At 70.6% G+C, this 11,545-nt stretch carries 11 protein-coding genes; 2 read left to right on the top strand and 9 right to left on the bottom strand.

Annotation, left to right across the window (positions count from 1 at the left end):
* Window positions 1–138 precede the first annotated feature (138 nt).
* From HKK72_RS29765 to HKK72_RS29805, 9 genes are all read right to left on the bottom strand, one after another.
* On the bottom strand, window positions 139–339 hold the full coding sequence (locus HKK72_RS29765; RefSeq protein ID WP_187237771.1) for a LysR family transcriptional regulator: 201 nt from the start codon (window positions 337–339) through the stop codon (window positions 139–141).
* Window positions 340–352: 13 nt separating this feature from the next.
* Window positions 353–1,225, bottom strand: coding sequence for an LLM class F420-dependent oxidoreductase (locus HKK72_RS29770; RefSeq protein ID WP_187237763.1), 873 nt, complete (start codon window positions 1,223–1,225; stop codon window positions 353–355).
* Window positions 1,226–1,342: 117 nt separating this feature from the next.
* Window positions 1,343–1,990 (bottom strand): class II aldolase/adducin family protein, encoded by a 648-nt coding sequence (locus HKK72_RS29775; protein WP_187237764.1) that lies wholly within the window; start codon window positions 1,988–1,990, stop codon window positions 1,343–1,345.
* A 51-nt stretch (window positions 1,991–2,041) separates the two neighbouring features.
* Window positions 2,042–3,592 carry an AMP-binding protein gene (locus tag HKK72_RS29780; RefSeq protein ID WP_187237765.1) on the bottom strand — a complete coding sequence of 517 codons (1,551 nt, stop codon included), beginning with the start codon at window positions 3,590–3,592 and terminating at the stop codon, window positions 2,042–2,044.
* Between the two features lie 166 nt (window positions 3,593–3,758).
* The gene (locus tag HKK72_RS29785) at window positions 3,759–4,811 is read right to left on the bottom strand and encodes an ABC transporter permease (RefSeq protein WP_187237766.1); all 1,053 of its coding nucleotides are present in this window, start codon (window positions 4,809–4,811) and stop codon (window positions 3,759–3,761) included.
* The gene (locus tag HKK72_RS29790) at window positions 4,804–6,354 is read right to left on the bottom strand and encodes a sugar ABC transporter ATP-binding protein (RefSeq protein ID WP_187237767.1); all 1,551 of its coding nucleotides are present in this window, start codon (window positions 6,352–6,354) and stop codon (window positions 4,804–4,806) included. Before HKK72_RS29790 ends, HKK72_RS29785 begins: the two co-directional genes overlap by 8 nt.
* 14 nt (window positions 6,355–6,368) lie before the next feature.
* Window positions 6,369–7,427, bottom strand: coding sequence for a sugar ABC transporter substrate-binding protein (locus HKK72_RS29795; protein ID WP_187237768.1), 1,059 nt, complete (start codon window positions 7,425–7,427; stop codon window positions 6,369–6,371).
* 41 nt (window positions 7,428–7,468) lie between these two features.
* Window positions 7,469–8,293, bottom strand: a complete 825-nt coding sequence (locus HKK72_RS29800) for an SDR family NAD(P)-dependent oxidoreductase (RefSeq protein ID WP_261987326.1) — start codon at window positions 8,291–8,293, stop codon at window positions 7,469–7,471.
* Window positions 8,290–9,615 (bottom strand): enolase C-terminal domain-like protein, encoded by a 1,326-nt coding sequence (locus HKK72_RS29805; RefSeq protein WP_315987509.1) that lies wholly within the window; start codon window positions 9,613–9,615, stop codon window positions 8,290–8,292. Before HKK72_RS29805 ends, HKK72_RS29800 begins: the two co-directional genes overlap by 4 nt.
* Window positions 9,616–9,891: 276 nt before the next feature.
* Here HKK72_RS29805 and HKK72_RS29810 point away from each other — a divergent pair, with 276 nt between their 5' ends.
* Both HKK72_RS29810 and HKK72_RS29815 read left to right on the top strand, forming a co-directional pair.
* Window positions 9,892–10,698 carry a FadR/GntR family transcriptional regulator gene (locus HKK72_RS29810; protein WP_222721302.1) on the top strand — a complete coding sequence of 269 codons (807 nt, stop codon included), beginning with the start codon at window positions 9,892–9,894 and terminating at the stop codon, window positions 10,696–10,698.
* 2 nt (window positions 10,699–10,700) lie between these two features.
* On the top strand, window positions 10,701–11,545 hold an 845-nt coding region (locus HKK72_RS29815; protein WP_187237770.1), incomplete at its 3' end, for a fumarylacetoacetate hydrolase family protein.

Raw genomic sequence — 11,545 nt, forward strand, 5'->3', positions numbered from 1 at the left:
ATTGAGCACCGCCACGAACAGGCACTCGGCACAGAGGAATACACCAACTTCAAGACGGCCCTACAACGGATCACACACCTGCAGCGGCAGTGGCGCGACGCCCGCAGGGCGCAACCCAAGGAATAGAAATCCAGCGGCTCACGCCACACCGGCGCACGACCGATGCCATCGCTTGACGTCCTCGAAGATCCGCTCCACCTCACGGAGGAACACCACCCCGGCGGCGGTCAGCTCCACTTTCCGCGAAGACCAGTGCACGAGGCGTACGCCGACCTTGGCCTCCAGCCGCTGCAACTGCCGGCCGACCGATGGCTGGGCCAGATACAGGCGCGGAGCAATCGAGAATACGGTCTCAGAGAGCCTCGACCGCCGGGACCACCTCTCGTCCGAGCACCTCCAGGGGAGTGATCACCGAGATGTTCTTGACGCTGCCGTGCGCGACCTGGAACCCCAGCTCGGCCAGGCCGCCCAGGGCGTCGACGATGGCGCCCGCGTTCTCTCCGCGTTCGCCCACATCGAAGTTGAACAGCACGGTCTTCTCGATCGCGTCGTAATCGGTGCCCTCACGCTCGCAGTGCTCGCGCAGCACATCGAGCTTGTGCGTCAGGTCGGGGCCGGGGAAGAGATTGCACGCCTGCGCGTACTTGGCCACGAGCCGCAGTGTCTTCTTCTCTCCCGAACCGCCGATGAGGATGGGCGGGTGGGGTGCCGACAGCGGCTGCGGGACGTTGAGCGTACGGTCCAGCCGGTAGTGCTCGCCCTCGAACGCGTCCGCGTCCGCGCTCCACATCCGCAGGCAGATCCGCAGGGCCTCCTCCAGCCGCTCGAACCGCTCGGCCAGCGGCGGGAACGGCAGGCCGAGCCCGCGCGCCTCGTCCTCGAACCAGGCGGCACCGAGACCCAGCATGGCGCGGCCGCCCGAGAGCACATCCAGTGTGCTCACGATCTTGGCCAGCAGACCGGGCTCGCGGTAGACGACACCGCTCACCAGGGTCAGGAGCTTCACCCGGGAGGTCTGGCCCGCGAGGTAACCCAGCGTGGTGTAGGCCTCGAGCATCTCGTGCTCGGGCGGCCCGATCACGCCGATCTGCCAGAAGTGGTCCATGACGCTGACCCGGTCGAAGCCGGCGTCCTCGGCCGCACGGGCGACGCCGGCCAGGTCGGCGCGCAGGCCGCGCGGCCCGCCGGGCCAGGTGAAATCGGAGATGTGCAGACCGAGTTTCATGAGCAGCCCTCCACGTCCGTTGCCCTGACCGTCACATGATCGCACCCCGGCCGGCGACGTGGAGGCGCGCCGGCACTCAGCCCTGCGCGGCCGTGCCTGGATCGCCCCGAACGAGGGCTATCGGGGTGGGAAGGCAGGTGGGCCGAACCCGCGGGCGGTCAGTTCGCCGAGCTCGGCCTCGGTGAGCAGGCGCGGTTCGCCGATCGCCTTGGCCCGTACGTAGACGCCGCACAGCCACTCCAGCAGCCGTGCGTTCTCGTACGCCTCGGCGAGCGTGCCGCCGACGGCCACCCCGCCGTGGTTGGCCATGAGGGCCGCGCGCCGGCCGTCGAGCGCGGCCCGCACGTTGGCGGCCAGCTCGCCGGTGCCGTACGCGGCGTAGTCGGCGACCCGCACTACGCCGCCCAGCAGCAGGGTGTAGTAGTGGATCGCCGGCAGCTCGGTCATCGTGGCGGCGACGACGGCGCCATAGGTGGAATGGGTGTGCGCGATCGCCCCCGCGTCGGTCGCGGCATAGATCGCCAGGTGCATGGGGGTCTCCGAGGACGGAACTCCCTCGCCGTCCTCCTCCACGACCCGGCCCTCGGTGTCGACCACCAGGATGCCCTCGGGCGTCAGCCGGTCGAGCTCCACTCCGCTCGGCGTCACGGCCACCAGGTCGCCGACGCGCACGCTGAGGTTGCCCGCGGCCCCGATGACCAGCCCGGTCTCGGCGGTCCGGCGCCCGACCGCGCAGAGCTCCCGCCGTTCGTCCCTCAGCAGCATGCGGATCCCGTCGCCGTCCCGATCACGTTCCCCGCAGGGTACCCGGGCGGGTCAGATCACCCGCTCCCGGTCCGCCCAGTACGGGTCCCTGAGCAGGCGCTTGTACAGTTTGCCGGTCGGGGTGCGCGGCATCTCGGTGACGAAGTCCACCGATTTCGGCGCCTTGTAACCGGCCAGCGTGGCGCGGCAGTGGGCGACCAGTTCCTCCGCCAGCCCGTCCGACGGGGTGGCGCCGTCGACGAGCTGGACCGCGGCCTTGACCTGCTCGCCGAATTCCTCGTCCGGGATGCCGAAGACCGCCACGTCGCCGACGGCCGGGTGGGTGATGAGGACGCCCTCGATCTCGGCCGGATAGATGTTCACCCCGGCGCTGATGATCATGTCGATGGCCCGGTCGGCGAGGAAGAGATAGCCCTCGGCGTCGAAGTATCCGATGTCGCCGGTGGTGAAGAGCCCGTCGTCGCGGTGCATCGCGGCGGTCTTGTCCGCGTCGCCGTGGTACTCGACGTCGTCACCGCTCGTGTAGCGGAACCACAGCTGCCCCCGCTCACCTGGCGCGGCGGGCGTGCCGTCCGCCAGCAGGACGTGCACCTCGGTCATCGGGAGCGGCCGCCCGACGGTGCCGGGCCGGGCGAGCCATTCCTCCGCGGTGACGACGGTGTTCACCGCCGACTCGGTCGACCCGTAGTACTCATGGACGACCGGGCCCCACCACTCGATCATCTGCCGCTTGACCTGCCGGGAGCACGGTGCGGCTCCGTGCCAGACGGCGGCCAGGCTGGACCCGTCGAAGCCCGCGCGGGTCCGTTCGTCCAGGCGCAGCAGGCGTACGAACTGAGTCGGCACCAGGTGCACGTTCGTGATGCGGTGCTCGTCGATGAGCCGCAGCGTCTCGGCCGCGTCGAACACCTGCCGCATGACGATCGACCGCCCGGCCACCAGCAGCCCGTACGACCACAGCCATTGGGCCGAGTGGTAGACCGGTCCGACCAGCAGGGTGCGGCCGTGCGCGGGGATCAGGAGGATCTCGGCGAAGACGTCGGTGATCAGTTTCATGGTGGCCACCGGGATGCCGGCGGCGAGCAGCTTGCGGCGCACCGCCTTGGGCCGGCCGGTGGTGCCGGAGGTGTAGATCAGGGTGACGCCGAGGGTCTGGTCCGCGGGCTCCTCGGGCGATCCGCCCGCGACGAACTCTTCGTAGGCGGTGAAACCGGGGATCTCCCCGCCCAGCGCCACACGGGCCTTCAGATCGACGCCCTCCGCCCCCGCGGTGGCAACATCGGCGAAGGCGGCCTCGGAGAACAGCACGACCGCGCCGGAGTCCATCAGCACGTACCGCAGCTCCTCGGCGGTCCAGTGCCAGTTCACCATGGCGTAGTGCAGTCCCGCGTGGGTCGCCGCGGCCATGAGCTCGAAGTACTCGCGGCGGTTGCCCGAGTGGATCGCGATCGTGTCGCCGACGCCGAGCCCGAGCCCGCGCAACACGCCGATCAGCCGGTTGACCCGCTGGTCGAACTCCCGCCAGGTCGTCGTGCCCCATTCGTCGGTGAGGGCCGGCTCGTCCGGCGCGGCGTTGGCATGGGGCAGCAGCAGTTCGGCCATCACGACCTCCAGGGATCCGGCGGAATCCTGGAGTCCGACTCGGCAAGAATCCGATTCGGACTCTGAGGATCCGACTCTAAGGGATCGAGGCACGGTGGCGGAGGGCGCCCGGCGGTGCGGTGACCTGTTCCCGCCGTCATGAGCACTAGCCATCCGATCGCCCGGATCACTCCTGGGCCTTGCCCCCGGTGATGCGGGAGAGCACGAGGGCGACGAGGATGATCCCGCCGTTGAGGGCGCCGATCCACTGCGCGGGGACGCCGGCCAGGGTGAGCACGTTCTGGATCATGTAGAGCAGAAGGATGCCCGTGAAGGCGCCGAAGACCGTGCCCTTGCCGCCGGCGAGGCTCACCCCGCCGATGACGGCGGCGGCGAAGACGGTGAAGATGGCGCCGTCGCCCTGCGAGGCGGCGACCGACGCGAGCCGGCCCGACAACAGCAGCCCGCCCAGTGCCGCGAGCACGCTGGCCGAGGTCAGCGCGATCCACAGCACCCGGTCGGTACGGATGCCCGCCGCCTTGGCGGCGTCGACGTTGCCGCCGATGGCGTACAGCGCCCGGCCGAAGGAGGTGTGGCCGAGGACCACGATGCCGGCCGCGAACAACGCGAAGCACAGCCAGACCGAGACGGGCAGGCCGAACCAGCTCGTGGTGCCGAGGTACATCATCGACGCCGGCAGGTTGAAGAACGTCTGCCCGCCGGAGATGCCGGTGAGCAGCCCGCGAAGCACGATGAGCATGCCGAGCGTCACGATGAAGCCGTGCAGTCCGAACCGCACGATGAGCAGCGCGTTGAAGATCCCGATGAGGCCCCCCACCGCGAGCGTGATGGGGATGGCCCAGGCGCCCGGCGCCAGGCCGAGACCGTGACCCGCGCCGACGGCGACGGTCAGCCACGCGGCGACCCCGGGGGCCAGCCCGAACGTCGACTCCAGCGACAGATCCATCTTGCCGGTGACCAGCACGATGGTCTGCGCCAGCACGAGGAGCGCGACCTCCGACATGGTCTGCAGGATGTTGATGAGGTTGTCGCTCCGCAGGAAGATCGGGTTGACGATCTGCCCGATGATCGCGATGACGATGATCGCGGGGACGAGGGCGAAGTCACGCAGCCGGACCAGGCTGATCCCGCCTCCGAGACGGCCGAACTGCCGCGCGCTCGGCGGCGCCGGCGCGCCCTCGGACGCGGGCCCGGCGGGGACGGTCCTGGTGTCAGGCATCGATGTCGACTCCTTCCATCGCGGCCACGAGCTCGTGGTCGTTCCAGCCGGACGCCATCTCGGTGACGACGCGGCCCTGGAACATCACGAGCACCCGGTCGCACAGACGCAGATCGTCCAGCTCGTCCGAGGCGATCACGACACCGGTGCCGGCGCCCGCGACCTCCTCGACCTTGGCGAGCAGGAACTCCTTGGACCGCACGTCCACCCCGGCGGTGGGCGTGATCAGCACCAGCAGGCGCGGGTCGCCCGCCAGCGCCCGGGCCATGACGACCTTCTGCTGGTTGCCGCCCGACAGACCCGACACCGGCAGCCGCGGGCCGGGCGTTTTGATCGCGAGATTCGAGATGAGCCTCGCGGCGAGTTCGTCGCGGCGGCGGCCGTCGATGAATCCGGCCCTGCCGAGCCTGCCGGGGATGGACATCGTCGCGTTGTCGGCGATGGACATCATCGAGACCAGCCCCTGGTGGTGGCGGTCCTGGGGCACGAACCCCACCCCGGCGCGCAACGCGCCCGGCACGCTGCCCGGGCTCGGCCGGCTTCCGTGGATCTCCACGGTCCCGGTGCTCGCGGCGCGCAGGCCGACGATGGTCTCGGCGACCTCCGTCTTCCCGCTGCCACCGCCCCCGGCGAGCCCGACGATCTCGCCGGACCCGACCTGGAAGGCGACGTCCCGGTAGACGTCGTCATAGGACAGCGCGCGCACGTCCAACGCGACGCCGGCGTCCGCCCGGGCACCCGGCCGCTTCGCGGCGCTCTGCAGGCCGGTGGCCTCGCCGGTCATCGCCGCGACGAGATCGGCCCTCGGCAGCTCGGCCACCGGCGCTGTGAGGATGTGCCGGGCGTCCCGGAACACCGTCACCGTGTCGCAGATCTCGTAGATCTCCTCCAGGTGGTGGCTGATGAACAGGAACGTGACGCCCTGTTCCTGTAGCGCGCGGATCCGGCCGAACAGCCGGGCGATCGCGGTGCCGTCGAGCTGCGCGGTGGGCTCGTCCAGAATGATGAACCGCGCGCCGAACGACAGCGCCCGGGCGATCTCGACGAACTGCCGCTGCTCGACGGTCAGCTCGCCCGCGGGCATCCGGACGTCGACCTCGACCGACCAGGTCGCGAGCAGCTCACGCGCCTTGCGGCGCATGCCTGACCAGCTGATCAGGCCTCCCGCGCCGCGGTCGGGCCGGCCGAGATAGAGGTTCTCGGCGACGGTCAGCTCGGGAATGATCATGGACTTCTGGTAGACGCACACCACCTGCTCGCGCCAGGCCGCCCGATCCGATGGCCGCGGGGCGGGCCGCCCGCCGAAGCTCACCGAGCCGGCGTCCGGGGTCTGGAGCCCCGTGAGAATGGAGACGAGGGTCGACTTGCCCGCGCCGTTGCGCCCGACGAGGGCGTGCGTCTCCCCCGGCCGGACGGTGATGCCGATCCGGTCCAGCGCCACCGTCTCACCGAACCGTTTGGTGACCCCCACCGCCTCGGCCACGGCGGGGCCGGCCGGGTCCGGCGCCCTCGCGGACGCCGGCCCGGTAGCCGCCTCAGTCACTCCTACCGCCCCTTCTAGAGGTTGTTGCCCCAGAGCGACTTGTCGTCGGACTTGAGGCTGGGGATCCCACCGTAGGTACCTCCGTCGGAGGTGACCAGCGGCGCCGAGAGCTGGTCCTCCAGCAGGCCGGGACGGACCTGGACGATCGTGCTGTCGTGGTCGGTCTTGCCGGGCTGGAACTCCTTGCCCTCGATCGCCGCCTTTACGTAGTACAGCGAATACTTGGCGTAGAGGTCGGCGGGCTGCGAGACGGTGGCGTCGATGGTGCCCGCCGCGATGTCCTTCAGCTCCTGCGGAATGCCGTCGTTGGACACGACGAAGACGTGCTTGGGGTCGCTCGGCGGCACGAGCAGGCCGCGCTGCTTGAGGATCTGCAGGGTCCCGGCGAGCGCGAAGCTTGCCTGCATGTAGACGCCCTTGATGTCGGGGTTGGCGGTGAGGTCGGTCTGCAGCTTCTGCGACGCGACGGCGGCGTCCCACTTGGTGTCCTCACCGAACACCTTGATGCCGGGGTAGCTCTTGTTCATGCACTCGTTGAACGCCTCGGTGCGGTCGCGGCCGTTGATCGACGCCAGGTCGCCCTGGAGCATCACGACCTTGCCCTTGCCCTTGAGCTTGGTGCCGAGGAAGTGGCAGGCCTTCTCCCCGTACGCGCGGTTGTCGGCCCGTACGACCATGTAGGCGTCGCCCTGGTCGGGACGGGTGTCGACCGCGACGACCGGGATCTTCTTGGCGCTCAGGGTCTGCAGCGTTGGCGCGATGGCCGCGGTGTCCTGCGGCGCCATCGCCACGCCCTTCACGCCCTGGCTGATGAACGTCTGGACGTTGGAGGTGAGCTTCGCGACGTCGTTCTGCGAGTTCGTGGTCTTGAGCTCGACGCCAAGCTCACCGGCGAACTGGGGGACGTACTTGATGTAGGAGTTCCAGAAGTCGGTGTCGGAGCGCGGGTAGTCCACTCCCACGACGGGCTTGGCGGCCGCGCCGCCGGCGCCGGACTCGCCGCTGCCGCACGCCGAGAGCAGACACGCGGTCAGGGCCAGGACGAGCCCGGCGGCGGCCTTCGAACGTTTCATGTGCCACTCCTCGATTTCGGCTGACCCCCGATGGTCGGCTGTCAGGTCGCGCGGTCGCGCGACCTCGGGCGGAGCCCGTTCATGCCTCCGTCCACGGCGAGATCGGTGCCGGTCGTCGCCGCGGACCGGGGGCTCGCCAGATAGGCGATCGCGCCGGCGACCTCGTCGGCGGCGACCATCCGGCCCAGGGGCTGACGGGCTTCGAGCGCCGCCCGCTCGGCGTCGGGATCGTCGGCGAGGGACAGCAGCCGCCCGATCCACGGGGTGTCGGCTGTGCCGGGGTTGACGCAGTTGACCCGGATGCCGTCGGGGATGAGGTCGGTCGCCATCGCCCGGGTCATCGACAGCACCGCGCCCTTGGTCGCGGAGTACAGCACCCGGTCGGGCAGCCCCGCCGTCGCGGCGATGGAACAGGTGTTGACGATCGCGGCGTGCTCGGACGCCCGCAGGTGCGGCAGTGCCGCGCGGGCCACCCGCACCATGCCGACGACGTTGACGTCGAAGACCCGATGCCACTCCTCGTCGTCGTTGGCCTCGACCCCGCCCTGCGCGCCGACGCCGGCGTTGTTGACCAGGATGTCGATGCCGCCGAGCCGCCGCGCCGCCTCAGCCACGGCGGCGCGCACCGAGCCGTCGTCGGTGACGTCGGCGCTCAGCCCGACCAGCGGCCCGGGCACCTCCGGCCGCAGGTCCAGGGACGCCACCCGCGCTCCCCGCGCGGCCAGCAGCGTCGCCGTGGCGAGCCCGATGCCGGAGGCGCCTCCGGTCACCACCGCCGCCAGGCCGTGGAACTCCCCCTCCAGGGGGTCCTGGCCCTCTATGGGGTCGATGGGCCGGCCGTCCATGGGATCGATGGGCTGGTTCATGGGCTCACCGCCTCCGGGACACGGCCTGCCCACTGGGCGCCGTCGGGATAGCCGTACTCGATTCGGGACTCGGGACGCAGCATGGCCCCGGCGCCGGGGGCCTCGGGCGCGAGGTAGCGGCCGGACCGGATGACGACCGGCTCGGTGAAGTGCTCGTGCAGGTGATCGACGTACTCGATGACCCGGTCGTCCATGGAGCCGCTGACCGCGACGTAGTCGAACATCGCGAGATGCTGCACCATCTCGCACAGGCCGACCCCGCCGGCGTGCGGGCAGACCGGCACGCCGAACTTGGCGGCGAGGAGCAGGATCGCGAGGTTCTCGTTGACCCCGGCGACGCGCGTGGCGTCGAGCTGGAGGATGTCGATGGCGCCCGCCTGGAGCAGCTGCTTGAACATGATCCGGTTGTGGGTGTGCTCCCCGGTCGCGACCTTGATCGGGGCGACCTGCCGGCGGATGGCGGCGTGGCCGAGCACGTCGTCGGGCGAGGTCGGCTCCTCGATCCAGTACGGCGCGAACTCCGCCAGCGGCCTCAGCCACTCGACGGCCTGCCCGACGTTCCACGCCTGGTTGGCGTCGATGGCGATGCGCACCCCGGGGCCGACGGCCTCGCGGGCGAGCCGCAGCCGCCGCATGTCGTCGGCCAGGTCGGCGCCCACCTTGAGCTTGATCTGGCCGAAGCCGTCCGCGACCGCCTCCACCGCCAGCCGCGTGAGCTTGTCGTCGGTGTAGCCGAGCCAGCCCGGGGTGGTGGCGTAGGCGGGATAGCCGTCCGCGAGCAGCCGCTCAGTACGCTCGGCCCGGCCGGGCTCGCTCGCGGTCAGGATGTCGAGTGCCTCCTGCCGCGTCAGGGCGTCGTCGAGGTAGCGGAAGTCGACGAGGTCGACCAGTTCCCGCGGGGTCAGGTCCGAGAGCAGCCGCCACAGGGGCTTGCCCTCCCGGCGGGCGCGCAGATCCCACAGCGCGTTGAGCACGGCCCCGGCGGCCATGTGGATGACGCCCTTCTCCGGGCCGAGCCAGCGGAGCTGGCTGTCGCCGGTGAGCCGGCGCGACACGCCGCCGAGGTCGGCCAGGGCCTCCGCCACGGGAAGGCCGACGATCAGCGCGGCCAGCGCCCGTATCGCGGCGACCTCGATCTCGTTGCCGCGGCCGACGGTGAACGCCAGCCCGTGCCCTTCGTCCCCACCGCTCGTACGGACCACCACGTAGGCGGCGGAGTAGTCCGGCTCCGGATTCATCGCGTCGGACCCGTCCAGATCCCGCGAGGTGGGGAACCGTATGTCGAAGGCGTCGACCGCGGAGATCAGATCAGTCACGTCCACCGGGCTTTCCGTGGTCGCGCCGCGCTGTCGCACATGGCGTCGGACCCCCTGGATGGTTCGGCGTGATGCAGCGATCGCATCATGAACATGGGATGTCTTTATAGGCCCGCGAGGAGCTTCGTGTCTAGACATCCCATAGCTTTTGTTAACTAGCTCGACATATACCCTTCGAAGGCGTCAAACCACAGGCTATTAACCCGATGTATGACTCTTGCTGGAAGTTCCGCACAAACGCTGAGGTTTCCTGGACATGGGATGTCTGTTACCTTTTCCGGCGTGAGCGCCTCCCCCTCCAGCGCAGGCGAGGACATGGTGCGCCCGGTGCCCCTGACCGACGTCGCCATCTCCCGCATCCGGCGGCTCATCCAGTCCGGCCGGCTACCGCCCGGCTCCCGGCTGCCCCCCGAACCGCAACTGGCCGCGCAGCTCGGCGTCTCCCGCAACCCCCTGCGCGAGGCCGTCAAGGCGCTCGTCGTCGCACGGGTGCTCGACGTGCGCCGGGGCGACGGAACGTACGTGACGAGCCTGGAACCGCGCCTGCTCCTCCAAGGGGTCGGGCTGGCCGTCGAGTTGTTGCGGGCCGACTCGCTCCGTGAGGTCGTCGAGGTGCGGCGGCTGCTGGAACCGGTCGCCACCGCGCTCGCCGCGACGCGGGTCTCCCCCGCCCGCCTCGCCGAGATCCGCGGGCACCTGGAGGCCATGCGCGCCGCCCGCGACGACGTGGAGAAACTCACCCACATCGACGCCGCGTTCCACCGCGCCGTCGTGGCCGCGACCGGCAACGAGACCCTGACCACCCTGCTGGAGGGCATCGCCGGACGCACCCTGCGGCTGCGGACATGGCGGGGCCTGGTCGAGGCCGACGCCGTCCACACGACGCTGGCCGAGCACGAAGCGATCTACGATGCGTTGGAGGCCCGCGATCCCACGCTCGCCCAGGCCACCGCCCTCATGCACCTCAACGCCTCGGAGACCTGGCTGCGCACCGCGCTCAGCGAGGCGGGGACCGGCGGCCTCGACGGCACCGACGACGAGCTCGACGATCTCGACCCCCGGGATCACCCGATCGACAGCAAGGAGTGAGCATGCGTCTCGCACGCACCGGACCGGCCGGCCGGGAACGGCCCGCCGTACTCGGCGAGGACGGGCAGGGCCACGACCTCTCGGCCCTGACCGCGGACATCGACGGCACGTTCCTGTCCGGTGACGGCATCGCGCGGGCCCGCCGCGCGCTGGACGCCGGGGAACTGCCCCCGGTCGACCTCGCCGGAGCACGGTTCGGAGCCCCGGTCGCCAGGCCCGGAAAGGTCGTGTGCATCGGGCTGAACTACAGCGACCACGCGGCCGAGACCGGCGCGACGCCTCCGACCGAGCCGGTGGTGTTCATGAAGGCGAGCAACACCGTGGTCGGGCCCGACGACACCGTCCTGGTCCCGCGCGGCAGCACCAAGACCGACTACGAGGTGGAGCTCGCGGTCGTGATCGGGCGCACCGCCCGCTATCTCGGCTCGCCCGAGGAGGCGGCGGGCGTCATCGCCGGGTACGCCATCGCCGACGACGTCTCCGAGCGCGAGTTCCAGCTCGAGCGCGGCGGCCAGTGGGACAAGGGCAAGTCCTGCGAGACCTTCAACCCGCTCGGTCCGTGGCTGGTGACCCCGGACGAGGCGGGCGACCCGCAGGAGCTCGGGCTGCGCCTGTGGGTCAACGGTGAGCTCCGCCAGAACGGCCACACCAAGAACATGATCTTCGGGGTCCACCATGTCGTGTGGTACCTCAGCCAGTTCATGGTGCTCGAACCCGGCGACGTCATCGACACGGGCACGCCAGCGGGGGTCGCCCTCGGCGCCGACGACATCCCCTATCTGACGGCGGGCGACGTCGTCGAGGTGGAGATCGACCGGCTCGGCCGGCAACGGCACGTCATCGGGCA

Source organism: Actinomadura sp. HBU206391 (assembly GCF_014323665.1).
Classification (GTDB): Bacteria; Actinomycetota; Actinomycetes; order Streptosporangiales; family Streptosporangiaceae; genus Actinomadura_C.